Origin of the sequence: Mesorhizobium alhagi CCNWXJ12-2, from assembly GCF_000236565.1 — a bacterium.
GTDB lineage: Bacteria > Pseudomonadota > Alphaproteobacteria > Rhizobiales > Rhizobiaceae > Allomesorhizobium > Allomesorhizobium alhagi.
Genome location: NZ_AHAM01000278.1, coordinates 35,628 through 52,557 on the forward strand (window position 1 = coordinate 35,628; position 16,930 = coordinate 52,557).

Annotated in this window: 16 protein-coding genes and 2 pseudogenes; 16 read left to right on the plus strand and 2 right to left on the minus strand. The window is 62.2% G+C overall.

The features are described 5' to 3' along the window. The first annotated feature begins 1 nt into the window (after position 1). The 4 genes and pseudogenes from MAXJ12_RS29445 (at position 2) to MAXJ12_RS29460 (ending at position 2,561) form a co-directional block, all read left to right on the plus strand. The gene (locus tag MAXJ12_RS29445) at positions 2-697 is read left to right on the plus strand and encodes a phosphoribosyltransferase (protein WP_008839810.1); all 696 of its coding nucleotides are present in this window, start codon (positions 2-4) and stop codon (positions 695-697) included. A gap of 116 nt (positions 698-813) precedes the next feature. Continuing rightward, positions 814-1,086: pseudogene (locus MAXJ12_RS29450) on the plus strand (ATP-binding cassette domain-containing protein); the annotation flags it as partial. A 514-nt stretch (positions 1,087-1,600) separates the two neighbouring features. Then, positions 1,601-1,915: an efflux RND transporter periplasmic adaptor subunit gene (locus MAXJ12_RS39315; RefSeq protein WP_008839812.1), complete on the plus strand. Its 315-nt coding sequence runs from the start codon at positions 1,601-1,603 to the stop codon at positions 1,913-1,915. A 199-nt stretch (positions 1,916-2,114) separates the two neighbouring features. Then, positions 2,115-2,561, plus strand: coding sequence for a pyridoxamine 5'-phosphate oxidase family protein (locus MAXJ12_RS29460; protein WP_008839813.1), 447 nt, complete (start codon positions 2,115-2,117; stop codon positions 2,559-2,561). Between the two features lie 141 nt (positions 2,562-2,702). Here MAXJ12_RS29460 and MAXJ12_RS29465 read toward each other — a convergent pair whose 3' ends face one another. Beyond that, positions 2,703-3,542: a universal stress protein gene (locus MAXJ12_RS29465; protein ID WP_008839814.1), complete on the minus strand. Its 840-nt coding sequence runs from the start codon at positions 3,540-3,542 to the stop codon at positions 2,703-2,705. A 179-nt stretch (positions 3,543-3,721) separates the two neighbouring features. Between MAXJ12_RS29465 and MAXJ12_RS29470 the strand changes: the two genes are divergently transcribed. Then, positions 3,722-4,123 (plus strand): c-type cytochrome, encoded by a 402-nt coding sequence (locus tag MAXJ12_RS29470; protein WP_008839815.1) that lies wholly within the window; start codon positions 3,722-3,724, stop codon positions 4,121-4,123. 74 nt (positions 4,124-4,197) lie between these two features. Next, positions 4,198-5,760: a bifunctional aminoglycoside phosphotransferase/ATP-binding protein gene (locus tag MAXJ12_RS29475; protein WP_008839816.1), complete on the plus strand. Its 1,563-nt coding sequence runs from the start codon at positions 4,198-4,200 to the stop codon at positions 5,758-5,760. 26 nt (positions 5,761-5,786) lie between these two features. On the opposite strand, the gene MAXJ12_RS29480 is transcribed toward MAXJ12_RS29475, so the two are convergent. Further along, positions 5,787-8,465 (minus strand): bifunctional acetate--CoA ligase family protein/GNAT family N-acetyltransferase, encoded by a 2,679-nt coding sequence (locus tag MAXJ12_RS29480; protein ID WP_040588709.1) that lies wholly within the window; start codon positions 8,463-8,465, stop codon positions 5,787-5,789. 178 nt (positions 8,466-8,643) lie between these two features. On the opposite strand from MAXJ12_RS29480, the gene MAXJ12_RS29485 reads away from it, so the two are divergent. The 10 genes and pseudogenes from MAXJ12_RS29485 to MAXJ12_RS29530 form a co-directional block, all read left to right on the plus strand. After that, positions 8,644-9,030 carry a DUF302 domain-containing protein gene (locus MAXJ12_RS29485; protein ID WP_008839818.1) on the plus strand — a complete coding sequence of 129 codons (387 nt, stop codon included), beginning with the start codon at positions 8,644-8,646 and terminating at the stop codon, positions 9,028-9,030. Between the two features lie 26 nt (positions 9,031-9,056). Further along, on the plus strand, positions 9,057-10,961 hold the full coding sequence (locus tag MAXJ12_RS29490; RefSeq protein WP_008839819.1) for a heavy metal translocating P-type ATPase: 1,905 nt from the start codon (positions 9,057-9,059) through the stop codon (positions 10,959-10,961). Continuing rightward, positions 10,958-11,404: a thioredoxin TrxC gene (trxC, locus tag MAXJ12_RS29495; protein ID WP_008839820.1), complete on the plus strand. Its 447-nt coding sequence runs from the start codon at positions 10,958-10,960 to the stop codon at positions 11,402-11,404. Before MAXJ12_RS29490 ends, trxC begins: the two co-directional genes overlap by 4 nt. Before the next feature lie 16 nt (positions 11,405-11,420). Next, on the plus strand, positions 11,421-12,668 hold the full coding sequence (locus MAXJ12_RS29500) for an MgtC/SapB family protein (RefSeq protein ID WP_008839821.1): 1,248 nt from the start codon (positions 11,421-11,423) through the stop codon (positions 12,666-12,668). 92 nt (positions 12,669-12,760) lie between these two features. Continuing rightward, positions 12,761-13,147: a hypothetical protein gene (locus MAXJ12_RS36015; protein WP_008839822.1), complete on the plus strand. Its 387-nt coding sequence runs from the start codon at positions 12,761-12,763 to the stop codon at positions 13,145-13,147. Between the two features lie 456 nt (positions 13,148-13,603). Next, positions 13,604-14,935 (plus strand): bifunctional sulfur transferase/dioxygenase Blh, encoded by a 1,332-nt coding sequence (gene blh, locus MAXJ12_RS29510; RefSeq protein WP_008839823.1) that lies wholly within the window; start codon positions 13,604-13,606, stop codon positions 14,933-14,935. A gap of 5 nt (positions 14,936-14,940) precedes the next feature. After that, entirely contained in the window at positions 14,941-15,276 is a 336-nt protein-coding gene (locus tag MAXJ12_RS29515; protein ID WP_008839824.1) for an ArsR/SmtB family transcription factor, read from the plus strand. 8 nt (positions 15,277-15,284) lie between these two features. Beyond that, positions 15,285-15,707 carry a YeeE/YedE family protein gene (locus MAXJ12_RS29520; RefSeq protein ID WP_040588723.1) on the plus strand — a complete coding sequence of 141 codons (423 nt, stop codon included), beginning with the start codon at positions 15,285-15,287 and terminating at the stop codon, positions 15,705-15,707. An 11-nt stretch (positions 15,708-15,718) separates the two neighbouring features. Continuing rightward, on the plus strand, positions 15,719-16,150 hold the full coding sequence (locus MAXJ12_RS29525; protein ID WP_008839826.1) for a YeeE/YedE family protein: 432 nt from the start codon (positions 15,719-15,721) through the stop codon (positions 16,148-16,150). A 22-nt stretch (positions 16,151-16,172) separates the two neighbouring features. Then, positions 16,173-16,745 (plus strand): annotated as a pseudogene (locus MAXJ12_RS29530) (SulP family inorganic anion transporter); the annotation flags it as partial. Between the last annotated feature and the right edge of the window lie 185 nt (positions 16,746-16,930).

Below are 16,930 nucleotides of genomic sequence, written 5' to 3' on the forward strand. Positions count from 1 at the left end.
GATGTTCCGCGATCGACAGGAAGCCGGACAGAGGCTCGCCATCGAGTTGGCGAAGCTCCATTTGCACCAGCCCGTGGTGCTCGCCTTGCCGCGGGGCGGCGTGCCTGTTGCCGCAGAAGTGGCCAAGACCCTAAACACTCCCCTGGATTTGATCATCGTCCGGAAGGTAGGGGCGCCGGGAAATCCGGAACTGGCCGTTGCCGCCATCGTCGACGGCGACCCGCCGGACGTCGTACTCAACCGCGAGATCATCGAAGCCTACTCACTCGACGATGTCGAACTTGGCGCATTGATCAGAAAGGAGCGTCCGGAGTTGGAACGGCGCCGGCTTGTCTACCGCGGAAAGCGGAAGCCCTTGTCGATTACCGGGAAGACCGCAATCATCGTGGATGACGGAGCCGCGACGGGAACCACGATGAAGGTCGCGATCCGCGCTCTTAAGCGCCGGTCGCCTCGCGAGATCATCGTGGCTATTCCTGTTGCACCCCCGGATACGGTGGCAGAACTCGCTCAGGAGGCCGATCGTGTGGTGTGCCCCAGTCAACCGGCTCGCTTCCATGCCCTTGGCTACCATTACCTGAGCTTTCCTCAACTCATCGATTTGGAGGTAGCCAACGCGCTGCAACAAGCTTCGCAACGACGCGGCGCCGGACTCCCGGTGCGGCGAAACAGAACCACCAAGCCCACGAGACCTTGACGGTATCGCTGCGCCGGCGCCACTATCCATTCGCGTGCTGTCTCCGGTTTGATGAGGATCAAGGCGATATCCTGATGCACCTTAAGGCTTGGCGGGCTTGTTGAGGCCTGCCAAAAATGAAAGCGGCGATCTTTTCTGCACGTGACACAACCAAAGTTTATCGCTCCGGCGAAGTTGATGTCTTCGCCTTGCACGGTGTCTCCCTAGATCTCTTCGAGGGCGAGATGGTCGTCCTTTTGGGGCCTTCGGGAAGCGGCAAGTGCACGCTCCTCAACATTGTGGGCGGCCTGGACCACGCGACGTCGGGAACGATTCGTTTCCGCAACGAGGAACTCACTGCTTTTTCCGAGAGGCAACTCACCAGCTACCGGCGCGATCACATGGGCTTCGGACGCAAGCCGAACTTCTTGCGGCGCGGTGCTGCTCGCTCTGGAGTGGGAATTGCCGAAAGCGAACTGCCGCGGGCACAAACCGCGTTGCGGCTGGCGTAGGGAGATCGCACGCGGGCACTGAAGCTCTTCGGTCCGGGAATCATTTCCGAAAGCGCCCTGTCGAAGGCCACCAATCAGGTGGAAATGCTGAACGCAGAACTGGAGGCCGCGAAGGCCACAATTGGATTCCGCCGAGCGGGGCTGGCCAGCGCGGAGGCGTGGCTGCTGCGACCCAATCCCTTGGACCCGACCGGCGAAAGCTGTTGTGTCAACCTTCTCGCTCCCATCGACGGAACCGTGCTTTCGGTCGTGGCCAAAAGTGAGCAGGCGGCGGCGCCCGGCACGAAGATCGCGGAAATCGGCGATACGAGTGATCTGGAGGTTGCGGTCGACTTGCTATCCACTGATGCGGTGGGCATAGCGCCCGGCACGAAGGCGGTGATCAGCGGGGTGATCGGACCTGAGCGCGACGGTGCGACGCATCGATCCGGCTGCGTTCACCAAGGTATCCGCGCTAGGGTTCGAAGAGCAACGCGTCAATGCGGTATTGGATTTGGCGGAAGCGGACAGCCGACGCGGTCATGGCTACCGCGTTTTTGCCGAGCTGACCGTCTGGGAATGCGCCAACAGTCTGCAAGTCCCCATAAGCGCGCTGTTTCGGAACGGCGCCGAGTGGAACGTCTTTGCGGTCTTGGGCGAGCGCACGCGGCAGGTGGACGTTGAAATGTCCATATGGATGAAGTGGCGGCCGAGGTGGCGGTGGGGGCAAAGCCGGCGGACGTCGTAGCGGTTCATCCGCCAGACACGATCCGCAATGGGAGCCTGGTCGAACGCCGGGAGTGACTCGACAGCGGTTGCTATCCCGAATTTGACACGAGTCAACGCCAGGTGGCGCCCGAGAAGCACAAGGTTGGTGGAGGGTCGAAACTGCGCCACGTAACCTGGCTGAAAACCTACCGGTTTCAGAAACTGCGGGAGATCGAACAATGATTGTCCAGACGCTGCCGGCGCTCGAATGCAGGAAACTGCTTGCGGCAAATCGCGTTGCCAGCTTGGCCTGCTCAAGGAACGGGCAACCCTACGTCATTCCGATCTACTATGCTTACGCCGATACTCATCTTTATGCGTTTTCCATGCCCGGAAAGAAGATTGAGTGGATGCGAGGCAATCCCTTGGTGTCGCTTCAGATAACCGAGAAAGGCGAAGCACGTGAATGGAAAAGCGTGGTTGTCGACGGCCGTTATGAGGAATTGCCTGATCGGATCGGCCACAAGCGCGAGCGGGATCATGCATGGTCGTTGTTGAGCAAGCATTGCGACTGGTGGGAGCCGGGCGGGCTCAAACCGATCATACCTCCGGAGTCGGATCACTCGCCACATGTGTTCTTCCGAATTTTGGTAGAGCAAATGTCCGGGCGGGAAGCAAAGGATTAGCACGCCGCGCTTTGCCGGCCTTGCCCTTTGCTGGGTTCCTGTCGCACTTGCGGCAGCGGGCCTCAATCGAGATCGCACGTTAGCCCCAACAGCAAAAGGCCGGCAGCAAAGCCGGCCCCGCACGTTCAAGATGCAACCCTGTCACCGCGCCATCAGGATCGGTAACGACTGGTTTTCAAGCATTGACTTCGTCACCCCACCGAAAATGCGCTCGCGCAGGCGCGAATGACCATAGGCGCCCATCACCAGCAGCTCCGCCGAGATATCGACTGCATGGCGCCGAAGCACTTCGGCGACCGCATGGCCGGCGCTTGGGAGCCGATCCACAGCAACCTTGACGCCGTGACGGGCAAGATATGCTGCCGCGTCGGCGCCCGGCTCCGCGCCGTGTTTGTCTTCGCCTTCCATCGGATCGACCAGAACAAGCCGGACATCTTCCGCAGCGTCCAGGATCTCGAGCGACTCGCGAAGAGCGCGAGAAGCCTCGATACGCGAATCCCACGCCACCAACACCCGCTTTGGCTTCAGTGTCGGTTGCGAGCCGCCTTCGGGAACAAGCAGCAAAGGCTTTCCGGAAGAGAACAGAACACCTTCGACAACCTTGTCCTTGAGCGTCTCGCCGGCAAGCAACCGCGGGCCAACAACCGTGAGATCGGCGTACCGCGCGCGCCGGCCGACCGTTTCGTCGGCCCATGCGATCTCCGGATATTCGCTGGTGACGTCACTCGAGACATCGCTACGGGCGAGGAAAGCGGAAACGGCAGCCACCCTTTCCTTCGATCGGTCCAGGTCGGTCTGCCGTTCCTCCAGCCATCCGTCGGAAACCATCGCCGCATACTCCCCAATGGGTGGCGGCGCCGCGAGCGCGAGGACGAGGACTGAAAGATGGGCCTCGATCTCTGCGCACAGACCGGCTGCAACCTTGAGATCGCTGTCACCATCATCAAGTCCGGTGACGGTAAGTACTGTCTTGAAAGCCATGACGGCCACTCCTTCCGCGCGTTGATCCAATCGTCGCCACAACCCTAACGGCACGGACCATGCGCGGTCATTGCGCTGAATCAAAGTTCACGCGCCGCGCGGCAATTGATCCGGATCAAGGTGCGCCTGAGCCGGCGGAATAGGCTCGCGAATAAGTGCAATCCGTGGGGAAAGCGCACATGAAATTCCTGAACGCGCTGGTCCTGGCAAGCGTGGCTTGCGGCAGGACGGCCGCGGCGCAAGAAATGAGCTATGGGCAGGCAGAATACCTTGACTCCTGCGCGGTCTGCCATGGCGTCGAGGGCAAGGGCGACGGGCCCCTGGGCGATGTGTTGCTGGAGCGGCCGGCCGATCTGACCATTCTTACTGAACGGAACGGCGGCGCGTTTCCCTATTGGCGCGTCTTCGCGATCATTGACGGCCGCTACATCGTGCCCGGCCATGGAGGCCGCGAGATGCCTGTGTGGGGCCGCCAGTTCCTTGAGGAAGATGCAAAAATCTTCGGTCCGAACGGCGGCGAGGTCGTCACCACCGAACGCATTCACAATCTGGCCGGCTACGTCGAACAACTGCAGCGATAGGCGACGGCGGGCAACTCCCGCCAACGCCGGTCGTGTCGTCCCAACGCTCGGCGAATCAGACAGGGAGCCAGGCGATGATCGCCCAAGACCAGGAAGCCGCAGTTTCGCTGTTGATGAATCCGAACTTCTACGGTGAGACCGGACCGGTCGAGGCTATCGAGACACACATTTCGCGCATTTTCCTGGTGGGTGGGCGGGCCTACAAGATGAAGCGCGCGGTGAAGCTGCCCTACGTCGATTTCTCGACGCCGATACTCCGGCTTGCAGCCTGCCAGAAGGAAGTGGAGCTCAATTCGAAGACGGCGCCCGGCCTCTATCTCGGCGTGCGGCGCATCACGCGAGAGCCTGGCGGCAAGCTCATTTTCGACGGAACCGGCGAACTGGTCGATGCGGTGATCGAAATGGTTCGCTTCGACCAGTCAAAGCTGCTGGACAGAATGGCCATCGCCGGCGACCTCACACCTTCGCTCATGACGGCGGTCGCACGCATGATTGTACAATTCCATCGCGTCGCACCCGTGCTCCACTCCTGCAGCGGTTCGGCGAATCTGGCGGATGTGCTCGACATAAACGAAGCCGGCTTTGCCACCAGCCATGTTTTCAGCGAGGCCGAGGTCGACGATTTCAGCGGGGCTTTGCGCATCGCCCTCGCCCTTCATTGCGGACTGCTTGATCAGAGAGAGGCTGCAGGCAGGGTCCGCCGATGCCACGGCGATCTGCATCTGCGCAACATCTGCCTGCTTGACGGCGAGCTGCGGCTCTTCGACTGCATCGAGTTCAACGACAAGATCGCGACCGTCGACGTGCTCTACGATCTTGCCTTCCTGCTCATGGATCTTTGGCATCGCGGCTTTCCGGAACTCGCCAATCTCGTGATGAACCGCTACCTTGATGAAGCCGACGACGAGGACGGTTTCGTCCTCCTGCCCTTTTTCATGGCGGTGCGGGCGGCGGTGCGCGCGCATGTGACCGCAACGCAGATCGAAGAAGGCAGTACCGGTTCCGAAAAGCTCGTCGCCGAGGCCAGATCCTATTTCGAACTTGCCCGCGCGCTTCTCCAGGAAAAGCCACCGCGGCTGATTGCGATCGGCGGCTTGAGCGGTTCGGGCAAGACGACCGTCGCCGAGGCTCTGGCCGCGCACATTGGTCCGCCGCCCGGCGCGCGCATTGTCGAAAGCGACCGAATTCGCAAGGCCATGCATGGCGTGCCCGCCGAAACACGGCTTCCTGACAAAGCCTATCGGCCGGAAATATCGCACAAGGTCTATAGTGAGATGGCATGGAGCGCTGGCCGCCTTCTATCAGAAGGCGGTTCTGTCGTAGCCGATGCCGTCTTCGACAGACCGACCGACCGCGCGCGGATCGAGGAGACGGCGCGCGACCGGCGGCTCCCCTTCGCGGGCTTCTGGCTGGATGCCGATCCGGTCATCCTTTGGCAAAGGGTCAGCGAGCGCAAAGCTGGACCGTCGGACGCAACTGTAGACGTTCTCTCGCGGCAATTGCAGCGAGCCGCCCCACAACTCGCCTGGCGCAGGATCGACGCCGCACGAAATCCCGCTGAGATTGTTGCTGAGATCGTTCGGATCTCACCGTTGCCGGAGTCCGCGACGGGCGGCACACGCCGCGCGGCATCCTGACAAACGCTGGCGTGCAACGAATTGCTTCAGCCAAGGTCGAGCGTTGCGAACGAAAGACCGGGCTCGTTGGGATGGTGCGCTATCGAGAAGCCGAATTCGCGGCACATCGCCAGCATTTTCGAATTCTCGGTCAGGACCATACCCTCGACCCGGCCGATCCCCTCCATCTTGGCGTAGTCGACAATTTGCCTGAGCAACGCCCAGCCGAGACCGTGACCCTGGAGATCCGTCCGCACGAGCAGGCCATATTCGGCGACGGCACGGTCAGGATCGCAGGACAGCCGACCAACGCCCGCGAGCGCGCCGGTTTCTTCCAACGCCACGAAGGCCATCTCGCGGTCGTAGTCGAGCTGGGTCATCCGCTTGAGCATCTCGTCAGGAAAGTTTTTGCGCGGGGCGAGGAAGCGAAGATGGATGTCGTCAGGCGAAACCTTGGCAAGGAAATCCGGATAAAGCGCGACGTCTGCGGGCTTGATCGGCCGGATTTGGTAGCGAACGCTGTCGGCTACAAGATCGGTGTTCCAGCCCGACGGGTAAGGCCGGATCGCGAGTGCCGGATTGGGTCCTGGCTCATCAACGCGTTCGGGTTCAATCTCGATGCGGGCGTCGAGCGCAATCACTCCGTCCGCGTCCGCCAGCAGCGGATTGATGTCCATGGACACGATGCAGGGAAAGTCGACGATCATCTGCGACAGCGCATTCAGCGCTGCGACCATCGCTGCGCGGTCGGCCGGCTGGCGGTCGCGGAACCCGGCAAGCAGCCGGCCGATCCGCGTGCGTTCGATGAGGTCGCCGGCAAGCACATCATCGAGCGGCGGCAAGGCGATTGCCGTATCGTCGACCGTCTCGACCGCAACGCCGCCGGCTCCAAACAGGATGGCCGGACCGAAGATCGGATCGCGGCTCATGCCGAGAATGAGCTCCTGCGCATGTTTTCGGACCACCATCGGCTGGACGGCATAGCCTTCGATGGCGGCTTCCGGCGCGTGTTTTCGCACCCGATCCTCGATGGACGTGGCGGCCTGTTCGGCGGCAGCGGCGGTCTCGACATTGAGAACGACGCCGCCAACATCGGACTTGTGCGAAATTGCCTTCGACAGCAGCTTGACGACAACCTTTTCCGAATTCCCGAGCAGCCGCCCGGCCGCCTTTCCGGCTTCCTCAGGCGATTTCGCAATGACGACCTCGGGTACTGGAATGCCGTAGGCTGCAATCGCCGACTTCGCCTCCGGCTCGGTGAGCATCCGACGGTTTTCCTTTGCGACCCGGAGGAAGATGTCGAGAACGGCCTGGCGGTCGCTGGCGACGTCCTCGCTTCGGCTCGACGGCACCCGCATCAGCGCCCGCCGCGCCCGCGACCAGTCGCTCAGGTACGATACCGCACTCGCCGCATCGGCAGGCGTTTCGAAGCTGGCAACGCCGGCATTCTGAAGGATGCGTCGGCCTTCGCGCGCGGTATGTTCGCCCAGCCAGCAGGTCAGAACCGGTTTGCCATTGATCTTGCCTTCCTTCGTGAGTTCGGCCACGGCAGCCGCAGCTTCAGTCGGCGAGGCAAGTCCCGTTGGACAGTTCATCACCAAAACGGCGTCTGTTGCCGCATCGGCGGCGACGGCTTCAACCGCGGCCCTGTAGCGCTCTGCGGGAGCATCGCCGATAATGTCGACCGGATTGGCGTGCGACCAGGTCGGGGGCAGCACCACATTGAGCCGTTCAATCGTAGCCGGCGAAAGTTCGGCCAGTTCGCCCTTGCAGTCGATGAGTTGGTCAACCGCGAGTACGCCGGCACCCCCGCCGTTCGTGACGATACCGACACGGGCACGTTCGAGCGGTGCAAAGTGAGCTGTTGTCTCGGCGGCATCGAACAGTTCGGCAAGTCCCTTGACGCGCAGAACGCCGGCCCTCTGCAGCGCGGCCTCGATGACGCGATCGGCGCCCGAAAGCGCTCCGGTATGCGTTGCGGCGGCCTTCGCCGCCTGCTCGTGCCGTCCCGATTTGATCGCGATCACCGGCTTGAGACGCGCCGCCGCGCGCGCCGCCGACATGAACTTGCGGGAATTTGGGATCGTCTCGAGATACATCACGATGGTCCGTGTTGCTGCATCGCCCGCGAGCAGGTCGAGATAGTCCCCCACGTCGACATCCGCCATGTCGCCCAGCGATACGATCTGCGAAAAGCCGACATTGTTCTCCGCCGCCCAGTCGACCAGCGAGGTGGCAATGGCGCCGGACTGCGACAACAGCGCTATGTTGCCGGGTTTCGCCGCCATGTGGCCAAAGCTGGCGTTGAGCTTGACGGGCGGGATCATCAGGCCGAGCGTGTTTGGGCCGATGATGCGAAAGAGGTTCGGCTTTGCCGCATCGAGCATTGCCTGGCGCAGGCCGTTTTCGCGCGTCAGCCCGGCGGTGATGACGACCGCCGCGCGTGTTCCCTTTTCACCAAGGTCGCGGATGATATCGGGAACCGTCCCGGGCGGCGTCACGATGACCCCGAGGTCCGGAATACCCGGCAGATCGGCCGCTTTGGCATAGCACCGTCGGCCGGCCACCTTCCGATACTTCGGATTGACCGGCCAGACCTCGCCCTCGAATCCACCTTCGACGATGTTGTCCATAACAACGCGGCCAACGGAGTGCTCGCGGTGGGATGCACCGAAGACGGCAACGGACTTCGGTCGTACCGCATATTCAAGGTTCCTGATCGTCAAGGCCGTCGCTCCCTTCCCTTGCCACCGTTGGCAAGCGATCTTGCACCGTCATTGCGTTGGATCAAAGCGCCGGCGCGCACGCAGGATTAGCTGGCTCGAAGGGTGGCAGCGCCGCAACGGATCGCGGCGTGTGGATGCCCGATTGTCACCAAGCGAGTGCAACGTCCGGAGTTCCGCAATGTCCTACTATTTCAGCAAGACCCTCACCATGCCGTTCGACGACGCCATCGTCCACGTGACCGACGCCCTTGCGGCAAAAGGCTTCGGCGTCCTCACAACGATCGACGTTCGCGCGACGATGAAGAACAAGCTCGGCGCCGATTTCAAGCCGTACACGATCCTAGGGGCCTGCAATCCGCATTTGGCGTGGCGCGCGCTTCAAGCCGAGGACAAGATCGGAACCATGCTCCCCTGCAACGTGATTGTCACCTACAGTGCGCCTGGAAAGGTGGAAGTCGCGGCAGTCGATCCCGCCGCCTCCATGGCGTCAATCGACAACCCGGCACTGGCGGAAATCGCGGCCGATGTACGCCGCATGATGCAGAACATCGTCCAGGGACTCTAGCGCCGTTGGCATCCGCAATGTCTGAGATGCATGTGCTGAACGAGTCGGTCCTGCGGCGGGCCCTGCTGGCGACGGCGATCCTCGGTCTGGCCACTGGCGTTGTCGTTTGGCGAACCGGCTTTGGCGCCATGCAGCCGGAAACGTTCTGGACGGCGGCGACCCTGCCCGTTGTGGCGATGCTTGCCGTCTCGATCCTGCGCGATTTCTGGATCGGCCGCTTTGGCGTCGACGCCATCGCGCTCGTTTCGATGTCCGCGGCGCTTCTGCTCGGCCAGTCCCTTGCCGCGGTGGTCGTCGCGATCATGTATGCCGGCGGCACGGTGCTCGAAGACTTCGCACGCGGCCGCGCCGAACGGAATCTCAGGGCGTTGACCGATCGATCGCCACGGGTCGCGCATCGGAAGTCTGGCGAACAAATGGTTACGATTCCAGCCGCAGAAGTGGCAGCCGGCGACGAACTTCTGGTTCGCGCAGGCGAGTTGCTGCCCGTCGACGGCGTCCTGCTCGATCCTTTGGCTTCCCTCGATGAGTCAGCGGTGACGGGAGAGCCGCTGCCGGAAAAGCGGCGCGCGGGCGACATGCTTCGCAGTGGCACCCTCAACGCCGGCGAGGCTTTCAGCATGCGCGCCTCGGCCGTGGCCGAGCAGAGCACCTATGCCGCGATCGTGCGAATGGTTGCGGCGGCCCAGACTGCCAAAGCCCCGTTCATTCGGATGGCCGATCGCTTCGCCCTGTTCCTGTTGCCGGCAACGCTTCTGGTTGCCGGCGTCGCCTGGCATCTTTCGGGTGACCCCGTGCGGGCGCTCGCCGTGCTGGTGGTCGCCACCCCCTGCCCTCTCATTCTGGCAGCGCCTGTCGCCTTCATCGGCGGCGTCTCGCGCGCCGCGCGTGCCGGCATTTTGATGAAAGGCAGCCCGGCTGTGGAGGCGCTAGCCCAGGTGCGCACGGCGGTTTTCGACAAGACAGGCACCTTGACCCTCGGCGGCGCCGAGCTGATCGAGATCGAAACGCCCCCCGGCCGTGACGGCAATGAAGTGTTGCGGCTGTTGGCGTCGTTGGAACAGGCCTCCCATCATGTGCTGAGCGATTCTATCATTCGAGCCGCCCGCGGCAGAAGCCTTAGGCTTTCCCATCCGTGCAATGTCATGGAGTATCGCGGATCGGGCATGGTAGGCTCTGTCGACGATGTTTCAGTCAGGGCGGGATCCCGATCGCTGGCACTCGTCGACGAACCGCTGCCCATTTGGGCGCAAAGCGGCGAGAGGCGGTATCAGAGCCAGCCAGTGCTACGGGTTTTCGTGGCGCTCGACGGGCGGATCGCCGGCATATTCACCTTTGGCGACTCGCTGCGCGCGGATGCGCGTGATGCGCTGCGCGAACTGCGGTCGGCCGGGATCGCGCGGATAGTCATGCTGACAGGCGATGACGGGGCGGCGGCGAAGCGCATTTCCGCCCTGCTTGATCTGGACGCCGTCGTCGCCGACGCAACCCCTGCCGAAAAAGTCGCGGCGGTTGAAGCCGAGAAAGTCCGGGCGCCGACAATGATGGTCGGCGACGGCATCAACGATGCCCCCGCACTCGCGGCCGCCACTGTTGGCATAGCCATGGGCGCGCGCGGCGCCACCGCATCGTCGGAGGCCGCGGATGTCATCGTGCTGACCGACAGGCTCCAGCCTGTCGCTGACGCGGTGCGTATCGCGCACCGCACGCGGGCGATCGCCATGCAAAGCATCGTCGCCGGCCTGGCTCTCTCCGCCATGGCGATGGTCGCAGCAGCCTTGGGACAGATCACGCCTGTCGCTGGAGCATTGCTGCAGGAGGGCATCGACGTGGCGGTGATCCTCAATTCGCTTCGCACGCTCGGCGATGGACGAACCATACCGCCACAGGCGATGATCCAGATACCGAAGGTTGAGCGGAAATCATCATGACACAGGAAAACCTGGTCGTTTGCAGCAAATGCGGCGGCGTCAATCGCATCCCGGCAGCACGTCGCGCCGAGAATGCGAAATGCGGAAAATGCAAAACCAAACTGTTCTCAGGTCATCCGGAAGACATCGACGGGGAAATATTCGATCGCCACGTCGCGCGAAGCAGCCTTCCCGTTCTCGTCGATATATGGGCGCCGTGGTGCGGTCCCTGCAGGACGATGGCGCCAGCCTATGAGGCAGCCGCGCGTGAACTGGAACCGCATGTGCGCCTGATCAAACTCAATTCGGACAACGAGCAGGCCGTTTCAGCCAGGCTCGGCGTTCGCGGCGTTCCAACCATGATCCTTTTTTACAACGGGCGTGAGATCGCGCGCGCATCCGGCGCGATGACGTCGGGACAGATCGTCAGGTGGGTTCGCGACCACCTGCCGTCGGTCGCCTGAAAGCGGGCGCATATCCATGGACCCGCTCATCGCGCGGCTCGGACTTGCCCTGGCGATCGGCCTCCTCGTCGGATTGGAGCGCGGCTGGCGAGAACGAGACGCTCCTGACCGAAGCCGGACGGCCGGAATCCGTACCTTTGGCATATCCGGCCTGCTTGGTGGCGTCGTCGCGGCCCTTGCCGACGCAATCGACGCGGCATCGGTGCTGGTTGGAGGCTTCGTCGCGTTTGCCGCCGTCTTGGCATGGTACAAGGCGCGCGAGGCGGCCCATGACGAAGATTTCAGCGTCACGGGGGTGGTTGCCGGCCTTGCCGTGTTCGCGCTCGGCGCGCTTTCGGTTGCGGGCGATTTCCGCGCCGCGGCTGCCGGAGGGGCAGCGTTGGCGGCGGTCCTCGCCAGCCGAGAGATCCTGCACGGCCTATTGAGGCGCCTGACCTGGATCGAGCTTCGTTCGGCGCTGATCCTGGCGGTGATGACCGCGATCGTACTCCCCTTGCTGCCGAACCGGACCGTTGACCCTTGGGGCGGTTTCAACCCTTGGGAGGTATGGCTTTTCACGGTGCTGACAGCATCGATATCCTTTGCCGGCTATGTCGCCGTTCGCGTCTTTGGTGAAGCCCGTGGGCTGCTCGTCAGTTCGCTCGCCGGCGCTGTGGTCTCTTCCACCGCCGTGACCATCGCCCTTGCCCGCAACGCCAAAGGTGTGGGCAATCCAATGCCATTGGCGGGCGCGGCTGCGCTGGCGGCAATGGTTTCGATCCTGCGTGTTTGCGTTATCGTCCTGATCATCGAGCCGCGCGCTTTCGTCACGATTGGAGTTGCAGCGCTTGCGGCTGCGCTGATTTTCGCGACATTCGGAACCTTTCTTTTGAACCGCAACGGCGAGCATGGCGGGAAGAAGGGTGCGTCTGCGCGCAATCCATTCGAACTGGGTCCGCTGCTCCTCTTCGCCCTGGTGTTCGCGATTGTAGCGACCATGAGCGCCGCATTGGCCGGGAACTACGGCGGGAGGGGATTGCTGGCAACGTCGATCTTCTCGGGCGCTTTCGATGTCGATGTCGCGGTGCTGAGCGCCTTGCGTCTGGTCAAGCAGTCGGTTCCCGCCGAGGCGGCGGGACAGGCCGTTCTCGCGGCGCTGGCGGCGAACGCAGTCGGCCGACTGTCGCTGGCGATCTTCGCTGGCCCGGTACGGTTCTGGCTGCCACTGGCTGTGACAACCCTGATCGCAACGGGCGTCGGGTATAGCGCAATGGTTTTCCGCTGAGCTTTTGACGCACCGAGCGCTCGAATTCCGATTTGACGCGGATCAAGGCCGGAGTCGCCTGTTGCGCTACGATGCCTTCAGAGGAGTTCGCCATGACCAAGCTGAAAGACCTTACCCCAAAATTCCGGCATGTTCGGATGTTGCTTGCCCGCGAGAAAGGCCATCCCGTAGGAGACGCTGAGGAAGGCTATGATCTCCTCGCTCCGCTGGACAGCGAGGGACGCCTCGATGCCGCCGAATGGAAGTTGCATCAGACAGCTTGTCGTGTGCGCCGGTTTCGTTCCGGCGAAGAAGACCGGATCGGCCGATTGCTGCGCAAGCCGGGCGGACAGTGGTACTTTGACTATGCACAAGGCGACCGCGACGACGAGGTTGGCTTCCGTCTCGACGAGGAACGCTTCGTGACGGGCGAATACGTTTCGATCCCACATGACGGAACCATGCACACGTTTCAGGTGGCGCGCGTGGAAAAGCCCTAGCTTATCGCAGAGGCACGGCAGAGCAAAGCATGCCGCGCCACAACTTGGTCGTGATCGGCCGTCCGGAGCCGTCTTCGTCCCGGCATTGCCGAGCTTTGGCAAATGCCTACGTTGAAGGTGCGGAAGAGGCAGGACACGTGTCCGCCTGTTCGATTTGCGGCGCTCAGTCTTCCTTTGCTTCGAACCAGGATGCCGTGGTGGCGGGACATGAACTTAATGCGGCCGCCGCGCCAGCCGTGCCTCGGATTGCGGCCGTTTGTGGGCGCTGTATTTGTCCGCCGATAACGAAGCCGAAGGCGATATTGGGCGCGGCGAATACCAGGTGGTGCATCGGCGGACATTAGGGCGCCGACGCCTGAAGAACGCCAACTCTTCGACAATCACTTGCAAATTCATGCAATTGTCTTTATGTAAGCGTCACCGGGAACGATGGTGCCCGTGCCAGGAGGATCAGCAATGAAAAAGGTCACTGACAAGCTCTGGATAGCGCCGCAACCGCGCAAGGACGATCTGGCCGATGCGGCAAGGCGAGGGATTTCCGCGGTCATCAACAATCGGCCGGACGGTGAAGAGCCTGGGCAGCCGAGTGCGGCCGAAAACCGGCAGGCCGCCGAAGAGCTTGGCATGGACTACATTCACATCCCGATTGTGCCCGGCCAATTTCAGGAAGGCGAGGTGCGCGATTTCCAGAAGGCGCTCGCCGAAGCCGGTGGACGTGTACTGGCGCACTGCAAGACTGGAACCCGTTCGCTGACGCTATGGTCGATCGGCGAGGTGCTGGACGGTCGAATGACGACGGCAGAACTCGTTCCGTTTGGCCAACGTCTCGGAGTCGATCTGACAGGCGCGATCAAGTGGCTCGAGAGCAATTCCGGACCACTCAGGTCAGCGGAAAAAGACCACTGGGCCACGCGGAATCCGCAGGTTAAGGGCTTTTTCGATAAGCGTACGTTTTCCATACAGTACGTCGTCGCCGACCCTGAGACCAGGAAGTGCGCCATCATCGATCCTGTCCTGGATTTCGATGAACGGTCCGGAGCAACGGCGACGAAGAATGCCGACGCGATTCTAGACTTCGTTCGGGAACAAGGCTTCGAGGTCGAATGGATCCTGGACACACACCCCCACGCCGATCACCTCTCTGCCGCCCGATATCTAAAGGAAAAGACCGGGGCCCCGACAGCGATCGGCAGCAGGGTGACCGAAGTCCAGGAGCTCTGGAAAGGCATTTACAACTGGCCTGACTTCCCTGCCGACGGCTCGCAGTGGGACAGGCTCTTTGCGCAGGGCGACACTTTTATCGTAGGATCCATTCCCGCGAAGGTGTTGTTCTCGCCCGGACACACGCTGGCTTCCATCACTTATGTGATCGGCGATGCCGCCTTCGTCCACGACACCCTGTTCATGCCGGACAGCGGTACGGCACGTGCCGACTTTCCTGGAGGCAACGCCAATCGCCTCTGGCAATCCATCCAGGAGATCCTGTCGCTCCCGGACGAGACGCGCGTCTTCACCGGACACGACTATCAGCCGAACGATCGCGAGCCGCTCTGGGAGTCTACGGTCGGAGAGCAAAAGGCCAACAACACGCACATCGCAAAATGCAAGAGCGAGGCTGAGTTCGTGAAGGTACGTGAGGCGCGTGACAGGACGCTGCCGATGCCCAAACTCATCCTGCACGCGCTGCAGGTGAACACGAATGGCGGACGGCTGCCCGAGCCTGAGGCGAATGGCAGGCGCTATCTCAAATTTCCCCTCAATGTGCTCGAGGGCGCGGCATGGGATTGACGAGGATGAAAACCGATCTGGCACCCGAAACCGAGGACATGATCGAGCAGGCGGACGCCGCGGCTGACTTTTTGAAGAAGCTGGCGAACCCCAACCGCCTGATGATCGTCTGCGCGCTTGTGGAGGGTGAACTCTCGGTACGCGCGCTGGAGGACACGCTCGGGATACGTCAGCCCGGCCTTTCCCAGCAGATCGCCGAACTCCGCGAAGCGGGATTCATCGTCGGGCGCAAGGAATCGAAATCCGTCTTCTACTGCCTGGCGGATGACCGCGTGAAAGAGTTCGTCACCATGATGCACCGCATGTTCTGCGAAACGCCATCGGCCGCACAACCCGATTAGAGGCTCTTATGACTGAGTTCACACCAATCGCTTCTCTGTTGGGCGGCGCAATGATCGGTCTTTCGGCCGTTCTTCTGATGCTATGGGAGGGCCGGATAGCTGGGATCAGCGGCATCGCCAGCGGACTCCTGCCGCCCTATCGCGACGACGCTTTCCCATCGCGGTTCGGCTTCGTCCTTGGCCTGATAGCCGCGCCGCTGCTTCTGATGACCTTCACGGGCACCGAGATCACGCAGACCGTTTCGTCAAACGTGCCCCTGATGATCGCGGCTGGCCTCTTGGTGGGTTTCGGCTCCGTCTATGGCAATGGCTGCACTTCGGGCCACGGCGTCTGCGGATTGTCGCGACTTTCGGGGCGTTCGATGGTCGCGACCGCGGTCTTCATGGCGATGGCTTTCGTCACCGTCTTCCTCGTCCGTCACGTGATTTGAGGCTCAGCATCATGTCCTTTCTGGTAAATCTCGTCCTCGGGCTGCTCTTCGGCATCGGCCTGGTCGTCTCGGGAATGTCGGACCCCGCAAAGGTCCTGAACTTCCTCGATCTCTCTGGAAGTTGGGACCCCTCGCTGGCCTTTGTCATGGGCGGCGCGGTCATTGTCGCATTCTTCGGTTATCGTCTGGTCCTGAAGCGCGATGCACCGATTGTCGGTGGCAGGTTCCATCTACCGGGCCGGAAGGACATCGACGCGCGCGTTGTAGCCGGTCCGGCGATCTTCGGCATCGGCTGGGGACTTGGCGGCTTTTGCCCGGGTCCGGCCCTCACCGCGCTCGGGCTGGGGGCGACAGGCACACTTGCTTTCCTGCCCGCAATGATCGTCGGTATGTGGGCCGCCCGTCTGCTTGCACTGGCAAGCCCCAGACCCCGCACGGTTTGAGCTCAGGTACCGAGGGCAATCCGTGACACGCCTCGCCCGATACCTCCCGATACTTGATTGGGGGCGGCAATATCACCGAGACGTGCTCACCAGCGATCTCGTGGCGGCGGCGATCGTGACCATCATGCTGATCCCGCAATCGCTGGCCTACGCCATGCTGGCAGGGTTGCCTGCGGAAGTAGGCCTTTACGCGTCCATCTTGCCCCTGATCGCTTATGCGATCTTTGGGACGAGCCGCACGCTCGCGGTCGGGCCAGTGGCCGTCGTTTCTTTGATGACGGCATCCTCGATCGGTACGATTGCCGCACAGGGAACGCCTGACTATCTCACGGCTGCCGCGCTGCTCGCCTTGATCTCAGGCGCGATGCTGATGGCAATGGGGTTGCTTCGCATGGGCTTCATGGCGAATTTCCTCAGCCATCCGGTCATCTCTGGTTTCATCACCGCTTCCGGGCTGCTCATCGCAGCCGGCCAGGTGAAGCACATCCTCGGTGTGCGGGCGGAGGGTCATACTCTTGCCGAGGTCGCGGGCGAACTGTTCTTCAACCTTCATGAGACGAACATCGTCACCCTCCTTGTTGGCGTGAGTGTTCTAGATGCCGTAATGGGCCGGCGCTCCTCGCATAGCCAGGAAGGCGGCTGTCCCTCAGAGTGATGATGTTGAAACGGGGTCCGATTGTGTCGGCCCCAAGCATCAAGCGAGGGACAACCATGGACTATTATGCAGGAATTGATGGTGCGCCGTGACGGCGCGGGAGGTGAATATGGAATAGCCACCTC

Bases quoted from the DNA above. Each gene is read 5' to 3' on its own strand.
- MAXJ12_RS29445 (WP_008839810.1), top strand. From the start codon at position 2: ATGTTCCGCGATCGACAGGAAGCCGGACAGAGGCTCGCCATCGAGTTG.
- MAXJ12_RS29460 (WP_008839813.1), top strand. From the start codon at position 2,115: ATGATTGTCCAGACGCTGCCGGCGCTCGAATGCAGGAAACTGCTTGCG.
- MAXJ12_RS29465 (WP_008839814.1), bottom strand. From the start codon at position 3,542: ATGGCTTTCAAGACAGTACTTACCGTCACCGGACTTGATGATGGTGAC.
- MAXJ12_RS29470 (WP_008839815.1), top strand. From the start codon at position 3,722: ATGAAATTCCTGAACGCGCTGGTCCTGGCAAGCGTGGCTTGCGGCAGG.
- MAXJ12_RS29475 (WP_008839816.1), top strand. From the start codon at position 4,198: ATGATCGCCCAAGACCAGGAAGCCGCAGTTTCGCTGTTGATGAATCCG.
- MAXJ12_RS29485 (WP_008839818.1), top strand. From the start codon at position 8,644: ATGTCCTACTATTTCAGCAAGACCCTCACCATGCCGTTCGACGACGCC.
- MAXJ12_RS29490 (WP_008839819.1), top strand. From the start codon at position 9,057: ATGCATGTGCTGAACGAGTCGGTCCTGCGGCGGGCCCTGCTGGCGACG.
- trxC (WP_008839820.1), top strand. From the start codon at position 10,958: ATGACACAGGAAAACCTGGTCGTTTGCAGCAAATGCGGCGGCGTCAAT.
- MAXJ12_RS29500 (WP_008839821.1), top strand. From the start codon at position 11,421: ATGGACCCGCTCATCGCGCGGCTCGGACTTGCCCTGGCGATCGGCCTC.
- MAXJ12_RS36015 (WP_008839822.1), top strand. From the start codon at position 12,761: ATGACCAAGCTGAAAGACCTTACCCCAAAATTCCGGCATGTTCGGATG.
- blh (WP_008839823.1), top strand. From the start codon at position 13,604: ATGAAAAAGGTCACTGACAAGCTCTGGATAGCGCCGCAACCGCGCAAG.
- MAXJ12_RS29515 (WP_008839824.1), top strand. From the start codon at position 14,941: ATGAAAACCGATCTGGCACCCGAAACCGAGGACATGATCGAGCAGGCG.
- MAXJ12_RS29520 (WP_040588723.1), top strand. From the start codon at position 15,285: ATGACTGAGTTCACACCAATCGCTTCTCTGTTGGGCGGCGCAATGATC.
- MAXJ12_RS29525 (WP_008839826.1), top strand. From the start codon at position 15,719: ATGTCCTTTCTGGTAAATCTCGTCCTCGGGCTGCTCTTCGGCATCGGC.